The 22,933-nt window shown below is 46.5% G+C and carries 21 protein-coding genes, 1 tRNA gene and 1 pseudogene; 9 read left to right on the forward strand and 14 right to left on the reverse strand.

Features of this window, described 5'->3' with window-relative positions; all coding sequences use genetic code 11:
- Positions 1 to 319: 319 nt before the first annotated feature.
- The 4 genes and pseudogenes from QUA33_RS28185 to QUA33_RS06180 all read right to left on the reverse strand — a co-directional run.
- Positions 320 to 466, reverse strand: a pseudogene (locus tag QUA33_RS28185) (winged helix-turn-helix domain-containing protein); the annotation flags it as partial.
- Between the two features lie 68 nt (positions 467 to 534).
- The gene (locus tag QUA33_RS06170; RefSeq protein WP_333147339.1) at positions 535 to 717 is read right to left on the reverse strand and encodes a hypothetical protein; all 183 of its coding nucleotides are present in this window, start codon (positions 715 to 717) and stop codon (positions 535 to 537) included.
- 415 nt (positions 718 to 1,132) lie between these two features.
- Positions 1,133 to 2,851 (reverse strand): ATP-binding protein, encoded by a 1,719-nt coding sequence (locus tag QUA33_RS06175; RefSeq protein WP_333147341.1) that lies wholly within the window; start codon positions 2,849 to 2,851, stop codon positions 1,133 to 1,135.
- Positions 2,852 to 2,868: 17 nt separating this feature from the next.
- Positions 2,869 to 3,285, reverse strand: coding sequence for a hypothetical protein (locus QUA33_RS06180; RefSeq protein WP_333147343.1), 417 nt, complete (start codon positions 3,283 to 3,285; stop codon positions 2,869 to 2,871).
- Positions 3,286 to 3,458: 173 nt separating this feature from the next.
- On the opposite strand from QUA33_RS06180, the gene QUA33_RS06185 reads away from it, so the two are divergent.
- The 3 genes from QUA33_RS06185 (at position 3,459) to QUA33_RS06195 (ending at position 5,967) form a co-directional block, all read left to right on the forward strand.
- A complete protein-coding gene (locus QUA33_RS06185) occupies positions 3,459 to 4,505 on the forward strand; it encodes a M42 family peptidase (protein ID WP_333147344.1) in 1,047 nt (348 codons plus the stop codon).
- 87 nt (positions 4,506 to 4,592) lie between these two features.
- Positions 4,593 to 4,665: transfer RNA gene (locus tag QUA33_RS06190), tRNA-Glu, on the forward strand.
- 270 nt (positions 4,666 to 4,935) lie between these two features.
- Positions 4,936 to 5,967 (forward strand): hypothetical protein, encoded by a 1,032-nt coding sequence (locus tag QUA33_RS06195; RefSeq protein ID WP_333147346.1) that lies wholly within the window; start codon positions 4,936 to 4,938, stop codon positions 5,965 to 5,967.
- A gap of 156 nt (positions 5,968 to 6,123) precedes the next feature.
- On the opposite strand, the gene QUA33_RS06200 is transcribed toward QUA33_RS06195, so the two are convergent.
- From QUA33_RS06200 to QUA33_RS06225, 6 genes are all read right to left on the reverse strand, one after another.
- Positions 6,124 to 7,272: a beta-glucosidase gene (locus tag QUA33_RS06200; protein ID WP_333147348.1), complete on the reverse strand. Its 1,149-nt coding sequence runs from the start codon at positions 7,270 to 7,272 to the stop codon at positions 6,124 to 6,126.
- Positions 7,273 to 7,430: 158 nt separating this feature from the next.
- Complete coding sequence (locus QUA33_RS06205; RefSeq protein ID WP_333147350.1) at positions 7,431 to 9,314, reverse strand: glycoside hydrolase family 2 TIM barrel-domain containing protein; 1,884 nt, start codon at positions 9,312 to 9,314, stop codon at positions 7,431 to 7,433.
- A 213-nt stretch (positions 9,315 to 9,527) separates the two neighbouring features.
- Complete coding sequence (locus tag QUA33_RS06210; protein ID WP_333147352.1) at positions 9,528 to 9,884, reverse strand: STAS domain-containing protein; 357 nt, start codon at positions 9,882 to 9,884, stop codon at positions 9,528 to 9,530.
- Positions 9,885 to 9,988: 104 nt separating this feature from the next.
- Entirely contained in the window at positions 9,989 to 11,239 is a 1,251-nt protein-coding gene (gene glf / locus QUA33_RS06215) for a UDP-galactopyranose mutase (protein ID WP_333097045.1), read from the reverse strand.
- Positions 11,240 to 11,368: 129 nt separating this feature from the next.
- Entirely contained in the window at positions 11,369 to 12,670 is a 1,302-nt protein-coding gene (locus QUA33_RS06220; RefSeq protein WP_333147354.1) for a glycosyltransferase family 1 protein, read from the reverse strand.
- Positions 12,671 to 13,528: 858 nt separating this feature from the next.
- On the reverse strand, positions 13,529 to 14,566 hold the full coding sequence (locus QUA33_RS06225; protein ID WP_333147356.1) for an aldo/keto reductase: 1,038 nt from the start codon (positions 14,564 to 14,566) through the stop codon (positions 13,529 to 13,531).
- A gap of 420 nt (positions 14,567 to 14,986) precedes the next feature.
- Between QUA33_RS06225 and QUA33_RS06230 the strand changes: the two genes are divergently transcribed.
- Positions 14,987 to 15,388, forward strand: coding sequence for a fasciclin domain-containing protein (locus QUA33_RS06230; RefSeq protein ID WP_333035415.1), 402 nt, complete (start codon positions 14,987 to 14,989; stop codon positions 15,386 to 15,388).
- A 575-nt stretch (positions 15,389 to 15,963) separates the two neighbouring features.
- Here QUA33_RS06230 and QUA33_RS06235 read toward each other — a convergent pair.
- Positions 15,964 to 16,587 (reverse strand): Uma2 family endonuclease, encoded by a 624-nt coding sequence (locus QUA33_RS06235; protein WP_333147358.1) that lies wholly within the window; start codon positions 16,585 to 16,587, stop codon positions 15,964 to 15,966.
- A gap of 144 nt (positions 16,588 to 16,731) precedes the next feature.
- Here QUA33_RS06235 and QUA33_RS06240 point away from each other — a divergent pair, with 144 nt between their 5' ends.
- From QUA33_RS06240 to QUA33_RS06250, 3 genes are all read left to right on the forward strand, one after another.
- The gene (locus QUA33_RS06240) at positions 16,732 to 17,307 is read left to right on the forward strand and encodes an HD domain-containing protein (RefSeq protein ID WP_333147360.1); all 576 of its coding nucleotides are present in this window, start codon (positions 16,732 to 16,734) and stop codon (positions 17,305 to 17,307) included.
- Between the two features lie 48 nt (positions 17,308 to 17,355).
- Entirely contained in the window at positions 17,356 to 18,489 is a 1,134-nt protein-coding gene (locus QUA33_RS06245; protein ID WP_333147362.1) for an ABC transporter ATP-binding protein, read from the forward strand.
- A gap of 345 nt (positions 18,490 to 18,834) precedes the next feature.
- Positions 18,835 to 19,239, forward strand: a complete 405-nt coding sequence (locus tag QUA33_RS06250) for a hypothetical protein (protein ID WP_333097036.1) — start codon at positions 18,835 to 18,837, stop codon at positions 19,237 to 19,239.
- Between the two features lie 63 nt (positions 19,240 to 19,302).
- On the opposite strand, the gene QUA33_RS06255 is transcribed toward QUA33_RS06250, so the two are convergent.
- The 3 genes from QUA33_RS06255 to rbfA form a co-directional block, all read right to left on the reverse strand.
- Positions 19,303 to 19,536: a DUF4327 family protein gene (locus tag QUA33_RS06255; protein WP_333035426.1), complete on the reverse strand. Its 234-nt coding sequence runs from the start codon at positions 19,534 to 19,536 to the stop codon at positions 19,303 to 19,305.
- A 362-nt stretch (positions 19,537 to 19,898) separates the two neighbouring features.
- Positions 19,899 to 21,542, reverse strand: a complete 1,644-nt coding sequence (locus QUA33_RS06260) for a glycoside hydrolase family 3 N-terminal domain-containing protein (RefSeq protein ID WP_333147364.1) — start codon at positions 21,540 to 21,542, stop codon at positions 19,899 to 19,901.
- 82 nt (positions 21,543 to 21,624) lie between these two features.
- Positions 21,625 to 22,065 (reverse strand): 30S ribosome-binding factor RbfA, encoded by a 441-nt coding sequence (rbfA, locus tag QUA33_RS06265; protein WP_333147366.1) that lies wholly within the window; start codon positions 22,063 to 22,065, stop codon positions 21,625 to 21,627.
- Between the two features lie 133 nt (positions 22,066 to 22,198).
- Here rbfA and QUA33_RS06270 point away from each other — a divergent pair, with 133 nt between their 5' ends.
- Together QUA33_RS06270 and sipA are read left to right on the forward strand one after the other, a co-directional pair.
- Positions 22,199 to 22,468 carry a hypothetical protein gene (locus QUA33_RS06270; protein WP_333147368.1) on the forward strand — a complete coding sequence of 90 codons (270 nt, stop codon included), beginning with the start codon at positions 22,199 to 22,201 and terminating at the stop codon, positions 22,466 to 22,468.
- Positions 22,469 to 22,585: 117 nt separating this feature from the next.
- A complete protein-coding gene (gene sipA, locus QUA33_RS06275; RefSeq protein ID WP_333058291.1) occupies positions 22,586 to 22,825 on the forward strand; it encodes a regulatory protein SipA in 240 nt (79 codons plus the stop codon).
- Positions 22,826 to 22,933 lie beyond the last annotated feature (108 nt).

Genomic DNA, 22,933 nt, shown 5'->3' on the forward strand with positions numbered 1-22,933 from the left:
CTGCCTATCTTTTTTTACCACAAGTTGGCTCAATCCTTACTAACTATGGGTTTGGGGCGGGTTGTCACCCCCCCAGATTTATTTTTACCAACTCCCAATTCTCTAGCAAAATCTTCTAAAACTAAGTTGAAAAGCTTGATGTTAACTTTTGGCAGAATCCAAAAGTAGGTTTCTCCCGTTGACGGGTATACAAAACCATATAACCATAGCCATTGATAGCGCCAATTTACCTTGGCTATGGGTCGCTCCCCATACCCTACCCAGACTCGCCGAATTATTGGCTTTAATCCCAGACGATGCTCATCCATTCCCCACACTTTTACTGCTGCCAATGGATGCTAATGTTGAATTCGTTTAGCTTGCCCTCGCAGTTTTTTTTCCAAGCTTCTTGGACTTCAAGGTCAGCAAGGTCGTGTTTCGATCTGGGTATCCGTAAGCGAAACTCCAACGAACGTAGATAGTCCCAACCCCTTTGTACGCGCTCCTGGACGCTAAGCGTAAATTACTCATCCACTCAGCAACTTTACGACTGTTTCATAATCCTGCATCAGCAGTGGGAGTTCGTAAAGTTTGCTTCATTTGTGCTTGTTCCACCACAGAGAGTAAAGGTTGAGTACCCGGATGTTGATGACGTTTGTCTTTCAACCCATTAGCACCTAATTGATTGTAGCGGCGAACGTTCGCGATATATAGAGTTACGGCAGTAACCCGCGACATCCGCGACATCTTCGGTAACTCGTCGAGTTGCTAAGAGCCAAATTATTTGGTAGCGTGTCCGTTCAATTGGGTCTGACGCTTGACGATAAAGTTTAGACAACGGGCGAGGAGGTTTGATGAGGCTCTAACTTGAGGCGTTTAGGCCTGACTTGTCCTCGTAGCACTCTTGATGCTCTTTGAATATATCATTCCGGTGCAACCGGAATTGATATTAGAGAATATAGCACTCATGCAGGCTCTACTCGACAACTACTCACAGTGCTTCCTATCCTAAATACACTAGACCTGCTACCTGAATCAAGTTAACAGAGGTTTGTGCTAGAGACAACACCCACAAGCTTGATTTGCCTTGTCCCCTAGCAGACAAGAAGCCCATTATTCTCAAACGCAACATTTGTTCTTGAACACCTGGGTTTTAGCACCTGCTTGTACGTCCGGTGAGGCTGGCCACCACCGCCACTAACTCAGCAGCATCTACGGGTTTGGTCAAATGCATCTGAAAACCTGCTAATAGTGCCTGCTGACGATCGTCATTCCGGGCATAAGCCGTCAGGGCGATCGCGGGTAGCCTACCGCCCCGCTGCGCTTCAAGCTGACGCAACTTGCGGATCAGGGAGTAGCCATCCTCATCCGGCATCCCAATATCGCTCACTAAAACATCGGGCTTGCGATCGGTTGCGGTTTCGATAATGGTCAAGGCCTCCTTGACCGAAGCCACGGCCATGACCTCAGCACCATACTTTCCGAGAATTGTGCTCAGCAACTCTAGCGCGTCAGCCTCGTCCTCTACCACTAAGATTTGTAAGCCTTCAAGGGTCGGCGAGGTCTGAAACCTCCCATTCGCTTCGACGAGCGAGTTTAATGGCTCTGGAGCGGTGGGTGGTAGATGGATAATCATCACAGGCAGTTTGACTGTAAAGGTCGTCCCCTGTCCTATCCCTGGACTTACTACCGTTACAGTCCCGCCGTGTAATTCAACTAATTGACGCACAATGGCTAACCCTAAACCTAACCCCCCATAACTCCGAGTAGTCGTGCTGTCGTGCTGGCTGAAGCGATCGAAGACCAACGGTAGAAAGTCGGAGCTGATGCCTGCTCCAGTGTCGCTGACAGTAATTTCAACATGGGAATTAACTCGCTGCAAAAGAATCTGGACTCGCCCGTCTTTAGGAGTAAATTTGACGGCGTTAGAAAGTAGATTCCACACAACTTGCTGCAACCTATCGGCATCACCCAAGAGCGGACCAGCTTCAGAATCGAGTACGCTTTGCAGGCGAATTGACTTTGCCTCAGCCGCCAATTGTACAGACTCAATAGCCGATTCAATCACCGGCACGAGGTTGACAGGACGGACTCGGAGGCGCAGTTTACCTGTGATGATGCGAGAAACATCGAGGATGTCTTCGATGAGCTGGGCTTGAGACTTCGCGTTTCGCTCGATCGTCTCCAAAGCCCGCGCCACCTTATCCTCACTCAGATTTTTCTGCCTTAACATCGTTGACCACCCTAAGATCGCGTTGAGAGGGGTTCTGAGTTCATGAGAAAGAATCGAGAGAAACTCATCCTTGGCACGGTTAGCTGCCTCTGCCTCTGCCCGAATTATTTGTTCACGCCTCAATAATTCGTCTTTGGTGCGATTAGACGCTTCGAGTTGGGAAGTGCGTTCCTGCACCCGTTGCTCTAGCTCCACATTAATCGCCTGGATACGGCGGCGACTCTCTTCTAGTTCCTGGTTTGTAAGGGCAAGTTGAGCTGGACTCGGCGTATCGAGTGCCACTGGAATTAAGGGAATAAGTAAAAAGGTGAAGGTATACAAAGACCAAGCACCAGTGACAGCTTTGATCAGTCCTGAAACCCAATAAATGGGGTGCCAAAGTGTCACTATTTCCATCAGGTGGGTCGTGCCACATAAGGCAAAGATAAAAAAGAAACCCACCAGCAGTATCACCGTGTGGGCAGGCAGATCCTTACGCTCATTCGTAAAATAAACAATGGCAACCGCCACCGAGAAATAAGCGAGGGTAGTCAAGGCATCTGACATTAAGTGCAGCCAGACTAACCCCGGTTTCCAGAGGTAACAATGCCCGTGAGGAATGAAATTATTAGAAAAGAAGGTGCTCAAGAGGTCAGGCATATTAGTTTACGGCACTGTCAAGTTAATTTAGGGGGTGTCATCAATTCAACCAAATGACCGCAGCAGCCAGAAGAATCGCACGCCGGAAAGTTCACCGCCCTAGGGTGACAGCGCGTCGCGATTGCCTGATACTGCTTGAGCTTGGGGAAAAAGTTCTCAATCAAATGACGGGCTTTGTACAATTGAGCATCGTAAGTTTCTAGGGTCTTGCAATTGCGGCGAGGTGAAATCACGGTGGTCTTCCCCTCGGCCTTGAGGCGGTCAATCACACGCTGATCTGGATCATAGCCCTTGTTAGCCAGCAGTGTATCCGCTACCAGTAACGGCTGCCGTTGGTCGCCTCCTGCTGGCGTCACCAGTTTGTCGGGGCGTGAGGTGAAACCCCAACGGATTGCCCAACGCATCCACGCGATCGCATGATTTTTGTTACTCAATCGCCCTTTGCTGCCTCCAATTGCTTCATTCCTACACTCCTCAAAAAGCTCAGCAGAAAGATGTTTCTTTCAAGTGGGAAAATGCCTGAATTAAAACTAAGTGTACCGCCGGGAAATAGTGGGTAAATGTGCTTTAATATGTCAAAATTCGCTCCTAAAAACGAAAATAAAAAATGTTAGAGTTCGATCGCCTGTTCCAAACAATCGAAGAATTAGTAATGCTGCACTCACCCAGCGGTGCGGAATCGGAAATTAACCAGCGGTTGATGGAAAAATTCGCCGCCCTGGGAGTGAATGCTTGGGTCGATCGCGCGGACAATGCGATCGCCCTAATTAAGGGCCGCAATCCCGAAAAGTCGATCGCCATTACCGCCCACAAAGACGAAATTGGCGCCCTAGTTAAAACAATAGGCGAGGGGGGCCGCGTGGAAGTCCGCAGATTGGGCGGCTCGTTTCCTTGGATTTACGGCGAAGGCGTGGTGGATTTGCTCGGAGACAAGCAAACAATTAGCGGCATTCTCAGCTTCGGTTCCCGCCATGTTTCTCACGAATCTCCTCAGAAAGCTCAGCAGGAAGATGTTTCTTTAAAGTGGGAAAATGCCTGGATCGAAACTAAGTGTACTGCTGAGGAATTAGCCGAGGCCGGAATTCGACCGGGCACGCGGATGGTGGTGGGAAAGCACCGCAAGCGCCCGCTGCGGTTGAAGGATTGGATCGCCAGCTACACTCTGGACAACAAGGCTTCAGTGGCGATTTTGCTGGCTCTGGCGGAATGTTTGAAAGAGCCTGCGGTGAATGTTTATTTGGTAGCGTCGGCGAAGGAGGAGGTTGGGGCGATCGGAGCTTTGTATTTCACGCAGCGCCAGCCGTTGGACGCGCTGATCGCTTTGGAAATTTGCCCTCTGGCACCGGAATACCCGATTCTTGACAGCGAAAACCCGGTTTTGCTGGTTCAGGACGGCTACGGAGTCTACGATGAAGGATTGAACGCCCAATTGCGCGCAGCAGCCGCAGCAGCCGATGTAGAGGTGCAGTTGGCGGTAATTAGCGGTTTTGGGAGCGATGCTTCGATCGCGATGAAGTTCGGCCACGTAGCCCGCGCCGCTTGTTTGGCTTTCCCCACCCAGAACACCCACGGCTTTGAAATTGCTCATCTCGGGGCGATCGGCAATTGCGCCGCCATCCTCAAAGCCTACTGTGACGTGCTTTGGGACGAGTAGAAAAAAAAGTTTCGCAAAGTAGTTGACAGATTGGGAAAGATTAGTTAAGGTAATAAAGGTGCGGAACACAAGCAAACGCAACGACGCGCCCCCATCGTCTAGAGGCCTAGGACACATCCCTTTCACGGATGCGACGGGGATTCGAATTCCCCTGGGGGTATTGAAAATTTAAGTCTGATATCAAAGTGATATCTAGTATGTGGGGTGGGCATCTTGCCCGCCCTTATTGCTATTAGGACTTACGCACGGATAGCCAGAAACCGGGTTTTTGCCCAGAAGAGGCGTGACAGCCCCCAGCAACAGAAAAAACAGGCTTTATTTAGTTTGGTTTCTGGTGCATCGTTGAGCGATTTACCCCGGATTATTGAGCGGATACATAGGCTCAATATAGTTGAACACTTAGACAGCTAATAGCAGCAAAGGGAGTGCGATGTACATACCTGTTACTTTCGACCACAGCGGCATCCAGAGGAACGAAGCAATAGAAATAAAAGTTAGAAACTTTAAAGACTTAAACTTACAGGAAAGACATATTGAAGAGTTCTTACGCAAAAACATTAATTTGCTCTTTGGGGATGACCAAACTCTTCTAATTGTAGGCCAACAAGTTCGTAATGCGAGTAACGGGATTAGCGACCTGACTGCCATTGATGCAGATGGCAATATTGTTCTAATCGAGATTAAACGCGACGTACAAGACATCAAAGCCAGAAAAGAACCTTTTGAATCTCAAGCTATCAGGTATGCCGCGAGTTATGCCAAAATTTCTACACCTGAATCCCTTGTAGAGTTGGTCTATAGTTCGTATATCGATATCCACAAAGATGAGTATGAATTAGGTGATTTGACTCCTAGTGAAAAAGCGAGACGAGAGTTAAATAAATTCTTGTCAAGCAATGACGCACTCAAAACCTTTAACAAAAAACAACGAATAATACTTATAGCCTCATCCTTTGATGAGCAAACCCTTTCTGCTGTTGCTTGGTTGATTGCAAATGGGGTAGACGCGAGCTGTCTTAAGATCACTCCTGTTTTTATAGGAGAGCAAGGTTTTTTGAGGATTGAGAAACTTTTGCCTCCGCCACAACTGGATGATTTTTACGTGGGTTTAGCCGGAGAATGTTCTACAATCAAGGAAGAAATTATATCCACTGATTCGGGCTTTAATAGAACTTGGCTACCTCGAATGGACCAGTTGTTTGAGTGGGAATTAATCAAAGCTGGGGATAGCATTGAAATTAAAGAGTTTGAAAGCTCGGAAGCTATAATAATTGATGATACATTCGTCAGATTTAATGGGGAAGAAATCTCCTATAATAATTGGGGAAAGAAAGTTACTGGTTGGTCTTCTATAAGTATTTATGAATGGGCAGTGCTTAGTTCGACTAATAGAACCTTACATGAACTAAGGAAGGAAAAAATGGCAGAGTTGGAAGCCAAAGGCAGTCCATGGGAAGAATGAGAGCAGCGGTTGTAGAGCTATTTGCTTTCTTAAAGCAGCTCAAGGCTTTTTTCGGATATTGCAGTCGATAGAACGGACACGAGATCAGACTATTAATTAGATTAACAGCTTAAGGTGCGCCGCAGCGCACCCTAAAGAATTAGATCGCCCCGATTGTCAATCCTGCAACTTCAGCAACGGTTCAATCTGCTGCCTTTGAAACTGCAATTCATCCGCCAAAGGCTGATAAATTTCTCGATCGCCCGATTCATTGCAATAATCCCACAAACCATTGTAACAGTGCCTGTCGTCGTCCCAACCCGGATGGTTGACAATCGGATACAAGCAGATTCCCTCTATCGGAACTCCTGCTTTCATCGCCGCCACTACCTCAGTACACACATAATTAAACCAGACCGGTCTAAACTCGTCTTCAGTGCCTGTTTCTGCTATAAATAAGGGCCGACGGTAGCGCTCAAACACTTCTTGCAGCAGTTCGCGAAACGGCCGATACAGCGGATCGGTGTATTTCATCGGGTCTTCATTGTGAATCCACTGATTGCGATCGTAATAATTCACCCCAATAATATCGAGATATTTTTCCTTGCCGCCGAGTTCCGGTCGAAAACGTCCAGCCAACATATCCCAAGCTTGATATTGAGATAAGCGATAACCTTCCGCCGCGTCCCGATCCTCCGGTTTGTCAGGGTCAGCAATAATGTTAATTGTGGGATCGATTTGAACGATGCGAGTGCGGGGATTGACTTCCCAAACTGATTCTATCGCTGCGATCGCAGCTTTGACTAACTGGATTTTGAGCTCGTCTCCCCGCCCTTTTGCAAACGGATTGATGTAGGCGACATCGCCGCCGGCCCAAGCAATAAATGAAATCTCATTGACAGGTGTTACAAAAGGTGTTTGGTCTGTTTCCTCAGTTAGCACTTCCATAAAAGCGCGCACCATGCTTGCAAACCTGGACACAAATTCGGGACTGAAAATATCAATATCATCAGGCCAGCCGTAGTGAAACAAATCCCAAATTACCTGCATTTTCATGTCGCGGGCGGCGCGGATGATTGGGAGGGAACTGGAAAAATCGTATTTTCCGGGCGACTGTTCAATTAAGTGCCAGCGGAGGCCTTCGCGGACTGTGTAAATGCCTTGTTCCTGCAAGCGTTGGTAGTCGGCTGCTGCAAATTTATCGTGACCGGTGGCGGCTGTGACATCGAGGCGTTTTCCAGATTGCACTCTGTGGGTGGAACATTCAAATCCGCCCATGAAAAAACTTTGAAACATCAATCGAATGGGTAATGGGTCATTGGGCATTGGGCATTGGGCATTAGGCATTGGGCATGGGCCATGGGGCATTGGGCATTAGGAATTTAGAAATTGGTAATTGTTAACTAATAACTAATAACTAATAACTAATAACTAATAACCGATCCCCCATGCCCCATGCCCCATGGCCCATGCCCCATGCCCGATTAGCACTGAGTAATAGCTTGCGGCTGTGAACTTTCTTCGGGTATATCCCAGCCGAGAGTTGCCGCCGCGATCGCCTCTAGGGGAAACTTGGGAGTGCGATCGGCATACAGCAAACCGTTAGCTTCTTGGAAAGTATCGGTTAACTGCGTGTAACAAAATCCGCTGAACATTTCCACTCGGTTTACCACCTTCAACAGCGCGCTGTAGCGCCTTTGCAGTTCCTGCGTGTCGGACGCGCGCACGTAGCCCCAAACCCTGAAAAAATCGGGGTTTTCGCGACCGGCGCAGGCGATGCCACCGAATTCGGTCAGCATCATCGGCTGTCCTTGGTGCGGGTGGCCGTCGAGGGTGAGGACTCGCCCGCCGGGACGCCCGCGATCGAACAAATCGGCTAGCTGGACTTCTGGCCCGTAGCGCTTGGCTAGGGTTTGCGGATTGTTGTCGTAGTCGTGAATCGCCAGGATGTCGGTATCGATGCTTTCCCAACCATCGTTACCGATGACGGGGCGAGTCGAATCGAGGGTTTTTGTCAAGAAATACAGCGCTTGCACGTAGTTGCGGTGGGCTGCAGCTTCGACTAAATTTGGAACTCCCCAAGATTCGTTGAACGGCACCCAGACTACAATACAGGGGTGGCTGCCGTCGCGCTCGATGACTTCCGTCCACTCCCGCGTCAGCCTTTGTACGGCTTTGGGTGTGAAGCGGTAGGCGCTGGGCATTTCTTCCCAAACTAAGAGCCCCAGCACGTCAGCCCAGTACAAAAATCGCGGGTCTTCGATTTTTTGGTGCTTGCGGACGCCGTTGAAACCCATTGCTTTGACTAATTCGACATCGTGTCGCAAAGCTTCGTCGGAAGGGGCAGTCATCATGGTGTCTGGCCAGTAACCTTGGTCGAGCACCAGTCGCAAATAGTAGGGGCGGCCGTTGAGCATGAAGCGATCGCGCTGGATGCTGACAGTCCGCATGGCGGTGTAGGATTTAATCTCGTCGAGTAGTTTGCCGTCGGCCCACAACTGCACTTGAGCGTTAATTAGCGTCGGCTTTTCGGGACTCCACAGCAGTTCGTTGCGGTAGTCGTCGATACCAGGGTCTGAGAGGGCGATGCGGCGGTGGATTTCGCCGTTGATAACTTCGTAGGTGTCGTTGACTAGCAGCAAACAGCCGATCGACAGTTTAACTTTAATCTGGATTCCCGACTGGCGATCGCCCGCGACAAAGGCTTCAAAACCAATTTCCCAGCGTTCAAACTGCGGAGTCCAGCGGATGCGCTCGATATAAGTGTGAGGCACCAATTCTACCCAAACTGTCTGCCAAATACCGGTCGTGCGCGGATACCAAATACTGTGAGGCTCTATTTGCCAGTCTTGCTTGCCGCGCGGTTGCTCCAAATCTTGCGGGTCGTCGTGGGCCCAGACTGTCACCCGCTGCGGCCCGTTGAGATTCACAACTGCTGTAATGTCTGCGGTGAAAGGAGTGTGTCCGCCTTCGTGTTCGATGACAAACTGACCGTTTACCCAGACGCGGGCGCGGTAGTCTACGGCCCCAAAGTGGAGGAGAACTCTGCCTTCTGTGTGGGGTATGTCAAATTCGCGTTCATACCAGCAGTTGGCGTGAAAATTCGTGTCGCCGATCCCGCTTTTTGCCGATTCTGGAGCAAACGGCACTTCTATAGTGTGAGTCCACTCAGAAATATCGATCGGCTGCACGCAGTGGCCCGCGTCATCATAAGCAAATCTCCACTGACCATTGAGACAAATCCAGTTGCTCCGGCGCAGTTGGGGGCGCGGATAACCTGTTTTCCGTCCTTGAACAGTCACCTTACTATCAAGAGTTGCAGACTCTTCTATTTCGCAATTTTCTAGTTCTCTACCTAACCAACTCATCGGCACATCTACCCAAAGTTATATTTATAGGTTAGCTACAATTACCCTCACTTTGACAAGTTTTTTGCTGATTAATTTGCAAAAGTTCTGCCCATTAAAACAGCCTCATCTGAAGACTCTCTTGTGCTGAAGTCATTAGTCAGGAGAAGGAACAATAAACCAGGAATAAAAAACCAGGAAGATTTTTCCTATCTCCCCTCTGTCCCTCTGCCTCTAGCTAGCAACACTTTGCAAACCTCCTAACGGTTCAGTTTGCTCACTTGTGAGATAAAATTCTTCCGCAAACGGCAAACAATGAAATATTTGCTGTAATCCCGTGAGTTCAAATAGAATTCTAACTTGTTCGCTCATGGCAGATATCAAAAGGATACATTCGCTGTCTCTAACTAATTTCACGATCGCGACTACAGCCATTAACTCGGAATTTTTCAGGAAATTTATTTGTGAGAAATCCAGCATAAGAATTTTACCACCGCTTTCTATTAGACGCTGTATTTCTTTTTGAAACTGAGCAAATTGAGAATTCTCCAAAACCTCATGAGACAAAACAATTTTAACTAGAACGTTCATTTTTACCTCAATTCTTGTTTGAATTATTAAATAACTTTTGATGAAAACCGAGTAAGGTGCTCCGGAGGCACCTTACCTTTTTACCAGTAACTCGCAACTTCCAGCTACTTGGTAGAAGATTTGCCGTTGCCGTTGCCGGTGCCATTGCCGTTGTTGACAACAGCGACTTCTAGAGAAGCTGCGGCGGCTGGGCGAGGGGCAACTCCATTGGAGGAGCTGACATTAGAGGCAGAAGCGTTAACATTTTCTACCAATTCAATCACCGGCTTGGTAGTAATTTGTGTGTAGGTTGTCAAAGCTTGAGCGACCACTTGATCCATGTTGTAATACCTGTAAGTCGCCAGCCTTCCCACGAAAGAAACTCCCGGAGTTGCATCAGCCAAAGCCTTATATTTCTTGTAAATTTCGGCATTTTCTGGACGTGGAACCGGGTAGTAAGGGTCTCCCTCAGCTTGGGGATATTCGTAGACAATGCTAGTTTTTAGATGCTCTTGTCCGGTCAGATATTTAAACTCGGTGCAGCGAGTATATAAATGCTCGTTCGGGTAATTTACCACCGGTGCTTCTTGGTGTACAGGTACGTTCAGCGTTTCGTGCTTAAATTCCAAGGAACGGTAAGGCAGTTTGCCGTAGCAATAATTGAAATAGGAATCGACAGGCCCGGTGTAAATCATTTCTCCGTAAGGAATAAAACCCTCAATCTCCCGGTAGTCGGTATTCAGCATCACTTTGATGTTTGGGTGAGAAAGCATCTTTTCAAACATCCGAGTGTAGCCGTGCAGGGGCATTGCTTGATAGGTATCGGTAAAATAGCGATCGTCCCGGTTAATCCGAGTGGGAACGCGGGCAATCACTGACTTGTCGAGTTCCGAGGGGTCCATTCCCCACTGTTTGCGGGTGTAGTTGCGGAAGAATTTCTCGTAAAGTTCGCGACCGACTTTGCTGACAACGACATCTTCGGAAGTGCGAATGTAATCTTTTGGTTCTGCTACTTTCGCGAAGAAATCTTCTACTTCAAATGAAGTGAGATTCAGTCCGTAAAGTTTGTTTACGGTGTTGAGATTGATGGGAATTGGCAGCAGTTGACCGTCAACGCTGGCGAGGACGCGGTGTTCGTAGGGCCGCCACTCAGTGAACCGCGAAAGATACTCGAAAACTTGGCGCGAATTGGTGTGAAAAATGTGGGGGCCGTATTTGTGTACGAGGATGCCGTGATTGTCGTAGTGATCGTATGCGTTGCCGCCGATGTGGTTGCGGGTATCAATTATCAGGACAGTTTTTCCGGCCTCATTTGCTAGTCTTTCGGCAATGACGCTACCTGCAAATCCGGCTCCGACGATTAAATAGTCAAACATTGAAATACCTCTGATTGTGGGTAAGGGTAAGGGTAAGGAATAATTGGTAATTGGACATAAAGCGAGGAGAGTTGAGTGTTAATTTTTGAATCCGTAAAGTCTAACTGTTTAACTTCAACCTCAACATTCCTAACTTACAACTTTCATCCTGCCTTCAGCTTTCTGCCTTTTATCATCGATCGCACTTTCTATCAACCCCAGCATTTCACCCCAGGTGTTGTCCCAAGAATTGTCTGCTAAAAAGGCGTCTACTTCGTTCAGCCACTTGGTGCGAACATCTGAACTTTCGCTGAGGATTTCTTCAGCACAAGCAACGAATTCTGAAGAATTGCTAGCAATCCGAACCAAGCCGTTTTCTCCGTAGGGCCGCACCACGTCGCGGATAGGAGTAGAAATCACCGGTTTGCCAGCAGCGAGGTATTCTGGAGTTTTCGTGGGACTAATAAACTTAGTCGATTCGTTAATCGCAAAAGGCAGCATGGCGATATCCCATCCGCCAAGATACGCTGGCAATTCTTGATAAGATTTGCCACCAAGATAGTGGATATTTGGGTGAGTTGGCAGAGTTGCCGGATCGATTTTCACCACCGGGCCAATGATGACTAAATGCCAGTCCGGCCTTGCTTGGGCCATGCCCGCTAGGAGTTCGAGATCCATTCGTTCGTCTATGACGCCATAAAATCCCAAACGCGGGTGAGGAATGTCTTTTTGATCCGCCGGTTCTTCTGAAAGATTCCTGGCTGTCGCAAAGTGTTCTTTTTCGATGCTGCTGGGGAAGGGGTGAATGTTTGGGTGCTGGTGCTGTTTGGCTTCGTAAAGGTTGTGTCCCCCGGTAAATACTACGCTGGCGCGCTTTAATAGTTGGTTTTCGTTGGCTTTTAAATCGGGGTGTGCGCCTTTGAATGCTGACAGTTCATCCATGCAATCGTAGACTACAGCTAGCGGCTGTAAGTGGCTTGTGAAACTGACAGCCATTGGTGTGTAATACCAGAGGATGTACTGGCTAATTTCCGCCGATCGAAACAAATCATCTAGCATGGCTTGCTGAGCAGTTTGTGCTGTTGCTTCGCTGATTCCTTCGCTCAGGTGCGGTACTATTACCCAGACTCCGCTTTCGTGGATGCTGACATCAAGCCACCAATCTGTAGCCGCGCTAAACACCGGTTCTTCTACAAAAAATACGCGACGAGTTTTGGCACAGCGACTCAAGAGATGTTGCGGACGCTGATAGACAAAATTCCACCGCAGATGAGAGAGGCAAACTAAATCTGGTGTATCTACAGCCTCAGTTGTTGATAAGTTGGCGCGCAATGCGGGCGACGCAGCGAATTGAGAGGGCGATTTGGCTGGATCTATAGAGGTAAATCGGATCTCCCATGCTCGCTCTTTATTGCTATAATTATTGTTTACTGAGTTTTGTGGGGGCGACATATTAGCCTCTGGAATTTGTCAAGGAAAATTTGTCCGTTAAAAGTTGTCAAAAAGTTGTCAATAGGATATATTTCTCAGCAGTGCCTTACTGAAAGTCGCAAGCATAAATCTGAGAAGTTTTATTGACGAGCAAGCGCCGCATTTAGTGAGCCAAACAAAGAAACTGTTTAGCTGCGGAAAAAACAGGCTTATCTGCTTTTTTCAAAATTGAAACAAAATTGAAACTTAGAGATAAGTTAATATTGTTAGACTTGCCATTGTTGTTAAATGTAACCCAGTTTTTCGGTCTTAACTTCTATCTGAAGGATGACTTTTATCTCAGGAGACACCTAGCTTGCACGCTGGGTTCAAAAGCCGTTAAAATGCCGATCGACCTTGTAAAATGACTCTTAACTGGCAGCTACGGGGTGAAAAAAGAGCGAGTTTTATTGCTTTATTTGGAGATGATAGAAAATTTGCCATCAAGTCTATGTTGCTTTTTGATTTGACAAACCTTGCTTTTTTTTAACTCATCCGATAGCTAATTTGGTAAATTTGTATCCTAATATACCAAAGGACGCCAGAGATTTCTAACTTCCGATAGATTAACAATTAACACTTTATGCAGTGGGGTTAAACTGACACAATATCACCTATCTCAACAATATCAAAGAAAACAGGTAATCGCAAGGATAAACCTAAGATTTTACGCGAGTCTGTGGCAAGAAACCAAGGTGACGACATTTACGCTGTGGGTGTCAGTTTAACCTCGCCCCCACAGCACAAATGCCAATCATCCCTCTAAGGGCGGGTTCGCCGGTATCTGCCATCAAACGCAAAATATCAACGTAAACCCGCGACTAGAAAATGGCAGCAACTTTACAGTCGGCGGCTGTCAATCTTGGCGATTCCACCTCCAAAGGCAAAATCTTGCACCGTCGAACTCTTTAAGAAATCGTGAGGAAAACCCAATTCAATTGCACTTACTTTGTCTAACTGCTGCATTTGTTCGGGAGTTAATTTAAACTCCAAACAAGCGAGATTTTCCTGAAGTTGTGAGAGTTTACGCGAACCTACAATCGGAATAACTTCGACTGGCTGTTGGATCAGCCAATTTAGGGCTACTTGAGAAGCAGGTTTGCCAATTTCGGCTGCTATTTTGCTAACTTCGTCAGCAATTTTTAGGTCTCGTTCGTTAATTTTTCCCGATTCAGGTGAATTCAGCCGTTTAGCTTCGCTGGCTGTTTCTGAAGTGTTGTATTTTCCTGTCAGCAAACCGGCTGCTAAAGGGCTCCAAGCGGTGACGCCAATATCAAAGGCTTTTGCCATAGGGATCAAGTCCCGTTCTGGAGTTCGCTCTTTTAAAGAATACTCGATTTGCAAACCGATAAATGGTGTCCAGCCGCGCAGATTGGCGATCGTATTTGCTTGAGAAATAATCCAAGCCGGCGTATCCGAAATTCCGATATAAAGAACTTTGCCGGCGCGTATCAAATCGTCAAAAGCGCGCATCACTTCTTCGACTGGTGTAGTAAAATCCCAAGCGTGCAGCCACAGCAAATCTATGTATTCAACTTGCAATCGCTTCAAACTTGCTTCTACTGCTTGCACCATATTTTTGCGGTGGTTGCCAAAACCGTTGATTTCGCCATTCTTCATGTTGAGGCTATACTTAGTGGCAATTACCCATTTTTCGCGATCGCCTGCGATCAACTCACCGACATATTTTTCGCTAGTACCGTTGGTGTAGAGATTCGCGGTATCAATGAAATTGCCGCCCGCTTCTGCAAAGGCGTCGAACATTTTCCGGCTTTCGTCGTAGGAGCTCCCCCAACCCCACTCTTCCCCAAAAGTCATGGTTCCTAGGCAGATTTCGGAAACGCGAAGTCCGCTGTGACCTAGTAGTTTGTATCTCATGTCACCCTTCCGCTAGTTAATGGTTGTTAACAGTTTAGATCGGGATTTCACAAACTGTTGCGATCTGTCTGGGTGTTGGGTTTTACGGGGCCTTATCGCTGTGCTGAAGGTTGAATGTTTTGCCAAGTTAATCAAAATGTCGTAGCAGGGGCGATGCAGTCTCCCCCCTGCGTTTAGTTTAAAAAGCGTGCAGGGGCGATCGTCTTACTAATGTATTTAGGATTACATGAATAAATTAAAATACACTAAAACGGAAAAACAAATATCTATCTTTAGATAGGTATTCAGGAAAAGAGTTGAATAAAAAATGCTATATTCAATAATCAGAAAACCAGACAGAACCAGAGAAAAAATTAATGTAGCTAAATTAACTTTTTAGCGTTATAGTGATTTATAGATTACAAAAACTAGGTGACTCACTTGGCTGATATCGTTGATACCGCCGTTTCGGCTGGATCTTTTACAACCCTAGTTGCTGCTGTCAAAGCTGCGGGTTTAGTAGATACTCTCAAAGGCGCTGGCCCCTTCACAGTTTTTGCGCCTACTGACGAAGCTTTTGCTAAGCTTCCCGCAGGTACTGTAGAAGCACTGCTTAAGGACATTCCTAAGCTCACAAAAATCTTGACTTATCATGTCGTTTCTGGCAAAGTTATGGCCGCTGATGTGGTCAAGCTGAAATCTGCCAAGACAGTGGAAGGTTCAGAAGTTAAAATTGATGCTTCCAATGGCGTCAAAATCAATGATTCTACCGTTACAGCAGCCGATGTTGCTGCTGATAATGGCGTCATCCACATTATTGATTCAGTCTTGCTTCCTGCGTAAGCAAAGATTTAGATAGCACAATACTATCTTGAGGGCGGTGGCTGTTGTTAGCCACCGCCCTTTTTTAATTGATAGTTGAGATTTAAATATTTTACGCAGCTCGATAATTAAAACTATCGCTCTTTTGTCTGTCCAGGCGGAGGAAAAGTGCAAATCAGGATCGTCTTCAATTACAGGAATGACTCCCAGAAACCGATTCATAAAAGGAATTAAGCGATTGAAGCCCACATAAAGCTCACGAAGAAGAAATACTTTGAGCCAAAATTGCATTAGTTTAGAAGCCCCTCTCCTGTTGTACAATTAAACGTAGATTGTTTAGCAAATTTTTCCACCCCCTCTTTAAAATCCCGAAAAAAGTCTTTGACGTTGATTGGAAAAAGCGGAACTTTATATATCGAGCGCGTTCCAATGTATCAATACTTATTTCGTTACCTGTAGTTTGAGCTATTTTAAACTCGATTTAAACCCTGCCACATACTCATTAAACCAAGTCTTAACATACAAAAAATTACCTTGAATTTAAGTTTTAAATTTGAATTTAATGGTTTTAATAATAAATTAGGTGAACACATTACTCAAGCCAACAATTCACTGACGGCTACGCTAAAACCTGCAAGCACACTTTGAGTGTTAACCACTTCATCCGCATTAAACAACCGCCAGCGTTGCCCTGCATTCACAAATACTAATCTCGCTTCAGGAAATAGCAACCAAACTTCTAAACATCCCGATTCCAAATATTCCTGAGCTTTGGCAAATAACTCTTCGCCGCTATCTTCGGGGGAAGCAACTTCCGCTATCAAAGGAAAACTTTGGGAAAATGCTGTAAAATTGCCTGATTCTGGCAGCAGTTCAGGAGTAATATAAGCAACATCGGGACGGCGGCCCCGCTTGCTAGTGCGGCAAAGGATTTCTGTAAGCACTTCTCCTCCCTGGCCGCTGGAGTCTTTATAATTTCCCCAGAAACGGGCTAATTTAGATTGAGCTAGACTGTGCTTGAATGTCATTCCTGTTTTCTCCACTAAGTTGCCGTCAACCCATTCCATTCTATAAGCAGGTCTGACTAAAAAATCTTCAAGAGATATGACTTTTTTAGGCTCAGATTCGTGGGAAATTTCTGGTGTATTTTCTAATTTAGGATGTGATTCTAACTCTGAGTTTTTGTCTGCATTTTCGGGTATAATTATAGTAGCTGTCATGCTCGCAACCTCTGTTTAACTATTATAAGTTTACAAGCGATCGCTCTCGATCGCATTCGATGACATGATTGAAATTGGTAGATTTTGTTTTTTCAACTTAGCCCGACAATTTATATATCATAGCAATTCAGAAAGGTGACTTTCATGATTCTCTCAAACCGTTTTTCTGAAGCCCTCACCTATGCAGCAGAATTGCACGCTACCCAACTTCGCAAAGGTTCGGGCGTTCCCTACATTGCCCATTTGTTGGGCACTGCTAGTATAGCTTTAGAATATGGGGCAAATGAAGATGAGGCGATCGCGGCTTTGCTTCACGATGCGATCGAAGATCGAGGCGGCGCCACCACCCGCGAAGCCATCCGCCGCCGCTTTGGGGATACTGTCACAGCGATTGTAGACGGCTGTACCGAAAGTGACGAGACGCCGAAACCCCCTTGGCGTCAGCGAAAACAAGCCTATATCGATCGCATTTCTACAGCTTCTGGCTCAGTGAGATTAGTCTCGGCTGCTGATAAACTTTATAATGTCCGATCGATCCTGAAAGATTCCCGTCAATTAGGAGATACTGTTTGGGAACCCTTCAAAGGCGGCAAAGACGGTTCTCTCTGGTATTATAATTCTTTAGTAAAAGCGTTTTGCCAAGCTGAATCAACCCCCATCGTTGAAGAATTAGCCCGCACAGTTTTAGAATTAAACAAACTTTCCGAAGACAAAAGGTAAAAATCACTAACAAATAACTAACAACCAATAACTACTAACAAATAACCAATGGCAAATGTTCGCTTAGAAAATATTACCCGACGCTACCAAAACGTCACCGCGATCGAAAACATCAGCTTCAAAATCCCGGACGGGGAATTTTGGGTATTAGTCGGGCCATCCGGCTGCGGGAAATCCACAATTATGCGGACAATTGCAGGTTTAGAAACCGCAACTTCCGGAAATCTTTACATCGGAGATAATTTAGTTAACAACATTCCGGCGAGACAGCGGGATGTAGCAATGGTGTTTCAAAATTACGCGCTTTATCCGCACATGACTGTCGCAGAAAACTTGGCATTTGGATTGCGGATGCGGAATGTTGACCCGAATAAAATTCAAGAACGAGTCGAAACAGTAGCCCGATCGCTCTCGATCGACCACCTTCTCAAGCGTAAGCCCAAACAGCTATCAGGCGGGCAGCAGCAGCGTGTAGCACTCGGAAGGGCGATCGCCCGCGAACCGAAAGTATTTCTTTTAGATGAACCGCTTTCTAACCTTGATGCTCAACTGCGAGATGACACTAGAGCAGAACTCAAACAACTGCATCAACGGCTGGGAATTACCACAATTTACGTCACCCACGACCAAGTGGAAGCGATGACTTTAGCTGATAAGATTGTGGTCTTAAATGGGGGAAAGATTCAACAAATTGGAGACCCGCAAAGCATTTATGCCAAACCAGCTAACCGCATGGTGGCAACATTTTTAGGCAATCCCCCCATGAACATTTTGCCTGTAATATATACTAACGAATCTTTTCAAATAGGAAATCAACATTTAGCCTGTCCGCCCTCGATTCAGAAAAAATTGCACGCGAGAGAAGGACAAGGGTTTGATTTGGGCATCCGTCCAGAAAATATAGAAATATTTACCCCACAAACCGCAGAAGAAGATGATTTGAAAACAGATGTTTGGGCATTAGAAAAAGTCCCTCTTGATGTAGAAGTAAAAGTAGTGGAACCTCTGGGGCGAGAAACTTTAATTCGGGCGAGTTTGCCGTTGTTGAGCGCTGAAACTACTGTACAGTTACAAATACCTGCGAGTGTTCGCTTGCGATCGGGCGATCGACTGACGGTACAGCTTGACTTCGATCGACTATTTATATTTGACCCATCCACAGGTGAGGCGCTGTATCCTTAACTGGATGGAACAGGACTTACCCACGGGGGCCGAGCAACCAGCTTTTTTTAGTCACACTGCCTAAGTCCTGTTTAATCTGAAATATCAAATAGACTGAGCCTTCCAGTCGGAAAGTCTGGATTGGCAGTTACAAAAGTTTACACTTGACATTTATTAATTTCCGAAGTAATGATACGATTAGTATTGGCACAATGGCAAAACGTCCCCAAAAGCTGATATTTCCTGAATCGGGGCGATCGCTACCCTGAAGGCAAGTATCTTCTCCCTAAGAAGCGGCTTTACGCCCCGACTTGGGAGCAACTAGCGAAGCAAAAACTCAGAAAAACGTTCTAGCGGCATTTTTAGATGAATCCCGACAACCTGCCTCAAATGCTGCAAACAGGATTTCACCTAACTTTAGGTGCAACTTCCTTTTTAATTGAGACATTGCAAGATCCTCTGAAGCGGGAAGAAAATCTTGACAAACTGAAGTCAGATTTTGGCCAGCTAGCCGATGAGCTGCTGGAAAAAGGAGAAGCGACTGAGCGAGAAGCCCGGAATTTTGTAGATACTATTTTCTCTCAACCGGGCGATCGGGAGAATGCAGACAGTGAGCCTGTCTCGTCCAAGCAATCAGATGCAGCGACTGATGCTCCTCCCGATTCGGTTGTACAGCCTAACGTAAAGCTAGAGATTCAAGAATTAACTGCACACATGGCAGCGCTGAGGGCCGAGTTGGAAAATTTGCGCGCCGAAAATTCCCAGTATTAAAGAATCAAGAGTCTTTAACACAGCCGAAGTTTACTTGCCAACTTAATTTAAGAGAACCCAACTTTAGTCATTGTCCCATTTTTCAGAACCGATCAGGTCGGCGATGCGATCGCGCAGCAAGAAGTCGCATTTTTCTAATTCGCACTCTACACAAGCCCATTCCCGAGGAGGAATGAATTGGCACAGGGTGTAGATCGGCTGTTGGCGGCTGAGAACACCCTCATGCACGAGCTGACGCGCTTCATCTTGGATCACATCTAAAGAGTATTGGATTTGGGGAATAGTGGAGTGAATCATAATGCGCCCTCAATGTTTTACTAAAAAATTTTATGGCCCTGGTAATAATATAGTCCAAACTTACGAATATGGAAGTTAAATTTTGTCCGTATCCAGCTATACAATTCACTGCTGTAAATAAAAATAAATTATACGAATCATCAGTAAGTGATGGGATCTGTCTTAGGATATTGATAAAAAGCGCATTTTCCTGACTAGCAAGCGGATCTGCTGGAAAGCTCAATTCAGAACTTAGGAACCCGCATCGGATTCCCGGTTTCTGGATGCTTTGCCACCAACGGCAACATTTCTTGCGAGAAACCGGGTTGATGAATTTAAGTCTTGACGGAAACAGCAAAGGAAAGATTTAGGAGTCCGGCAACTCAAACATTAGCAGTTCCGTCAATGCCGAAGAGCACTTCTAGAACGAGAGATTGCGCTGCCGGCATTTGCCCAAAACAAAATACATAAGGAATACTCGGAGGCAAGTGTGGCAAAAATTGCTCTAAAACGTAGGGACTGCCGTAAATTAACACAGCTTGCAGTTCTCCCGTTTTTAATAATTTCTTAAACCAATCTTGAGCAGCTTCGGTCAAACCAGCACTGCCTCGGAAGCAATTGCCGCGAATGAAAATTTGCAGCAGTGTCGGAGAAACATACTCTGCACTTGTATTTTCAGCGATCGCAACTGTGCGATCGTCAATTAGTTGCAATTCGTAACCAAACTGTTCGGGAATGGCGATGGCCGGAGTGTGGTTGCCCAAAAACTCGCACCCCAAAACATCATCTACAACAATCAAATTCCGCAAAAGCTGGTTTTCTGGGGCTTTTGGAACCTGTAAAGGTAGATTGCCACCAAATTTCAAAGAATCTCGCAAAATATCGACAGCAGTTGCCCTTGCCTGGGGATTTGCCAGCAAACTTAAGTCGATCGACTCCATGGATTGTAAATTCTTGCTCCCCCCCTTAGCAAGAGGAGGTTGGAGGGGGTCAGAAATCAACATACCCACCTTTATTTTCGCTTTCCAAATACGCTTGACAGACTCCTTGATTTGTGATATAGAAAGCCGCCCTTGAGTGACAGCTTCGCAGACAGCGAGAATCGCCCCTTCCGGGTCAAGCGGCATCAGCAAAACATCCGCACCAGCCTCAGCAGCCAAAACAGCAGCTTCATTAGCGCCGTATTTATTGGCGATCGCACCCATCACCAAAGCATCCGTCACAATCAAACCTTCAAATCCCAACTCTTCTCGCAGCTTTCCGATCAAAATTTTGCGAGAAAGAGTAGCAGGAAAATCCGCATCCCAAGCCGGAATCAGCAAGTGAGCACTCATCACAGCATCGACCCCAGCAGCCATCGCCTCGACAAAAGAAGGTAACTCAACCTGGGCTAATCTCGCTGGCGAATGTGGCAAAACTGGCAATTCCAAGTGAGAATCAACCGCCGTGTCGCCGTGGCCGGGAAAATGCTTAGCTGTGGTCAAAACCGGGTGATCACCTGCGCCTCGAATAAAAGCAGCGGCTAATTTGCCGACAATTTCCGGTGTCTCGCCAAAAGCGCGGACATTAATCACAGGATTGTCGGGATTGTTGTTAACATCAACCACCGGTGCGAGAATCCAATTTAGACCGATCGCCCTAGCTTCGATCGCAGTGACAGCGCCCATTTGTTCAGCATATCGATCGGCTTTACCTGCATCGTGTCGCGCCACTTCAGCAATCGCCATCGGCGGCCCGAACCAAGTCGCCCCCGCGAACCGCTGGCCGACACCTTCCTCAATATCAGCCGCCAGCAGTAGCGGAAACTTGGCCCAAGACTGCAATTGGTGCGATCGAACTGCCAACTCCGCAGCACTTCCCCCGACCAAAATCACCCCGCCGACGCCCAACTTTTCCAGATAATAGCGGAGTTTGCTAGCAGTTGGTTCCCATTCGGGATAGCGAATTTGGTGGTCGAACAAGCAGCCAGAAGCGCGCACCACGAACATCTGGGCCACCAGTTCTGGTAAGGAAAGATTGTCAATCATGGGAAATTAGGAATTGTGGACTGTTGACTGTGGACTGTTGACTGTGGACTGTTGACTGTGGACTGTTGACTACCTTCAGACACTAATCGTCGTCTGCTTCTAAATCATCATCATCATCATCATTTTCATTGCCTTCGGCCAATTCTTCGTCATCAAACATACCTGGTTTGCGATCGGCAGAAAGCTGATTCAGCAGTATCAACATTTTATCGCCCCGTTCCAAAGAACGGTCTTCGAGAAAAATCACTTCCGGCGTCCGGCGCAGTTGCAATCGTTGGCCCAACTGACTGCGGACGTAGCTAGTAGCAGATTTCAAACCCTCCATAGTCTCGGCCTTCGCCTCATCAGTACCGTAGATGCTGACAAAAATTTTTGTATGCTGAAGGTCTCCCGAAACAATTACATCGGTAACGCTAACCATACCGGCACCTACCCGGTCGTCCTTGATTCCATTCAGCAACATCAGGCTGACTTCCCGTTTAATCATTGAAGCTACACGCTCAATGCGACGACTTGTAGCCATAACACCTACTCCTCTAGTTTCCTAATCAGCCATTTTCATCCCGATTGACAATTGTAGCGCGATCGGTCAGGGGTGTTACGGGCGATCGTCCGAGTTAGGGATGAGATACAGCTTAGAGGAAAAAAATGTTTGATTGCCTATAGGTGAATATATAGCTAATATAGAGAGGTACAGTGAAAGACAGCTTATAGGACAAAAAATGTTTGATTGGATTGTCAAAACCGTAGCCGATGCTTCAGGGGTAACTAACCAGCTAAAGATAGCTGAATGGGCAAGATTGAACAGAACCAACCCTTTCGATATGGGAGCCAAAAACTACCAACGATGTCTTCATGACTTAGGGTTAGGTGGAAAATATTATGAACTTGAATATAACGAAGATGGAACCCTAAAATATCAATAATTTTGCCGATAATTCCCTTAATTACGCTTCATAGTTCTCCATTTTATTATCATCCCTAATTAATCAATCAAACAGAAACATTCCTTTATCGCTGTGTTTCTTTAGAAAATAAAACTCATGGAAAAAGAATTTACAATCGGTCAAAAAGTCCGAGTTGTGGCGATGCCGCCTTACGTCAAAACTGCCGAACCGATGCCGATGCTGCGGCCTGCGAATTTAATTGCTATCGGCGCTGAAGGCGTTGTGATCGATCGGCGTCCCGGCAATTATTGGGGAATTCGTTTTGAAAAAGGTGCTTTTCTGTTAGACAGCCAGTACATTGAAGCAGCGGAAACAATTGTAGAAGGTAATGGGTAATAGAAAAGGGGGAATGGGGAAGTGAGATCGCAACTTAACATCTCCTTTTTCCTTGTTCCCTCAACATCCCTTCCTTAAATCCGTTAAATCTCATATGTTGCACCATTC

This window comes from Microcoleus sp. Pol14D4 (genome assembly GCF_036701245.1).
Lineage (GTDB): Bacteria > Cyanobacteriota > Cyanobacteriia > Cyanobacteriales > Microcoleaceae > Microcoleus.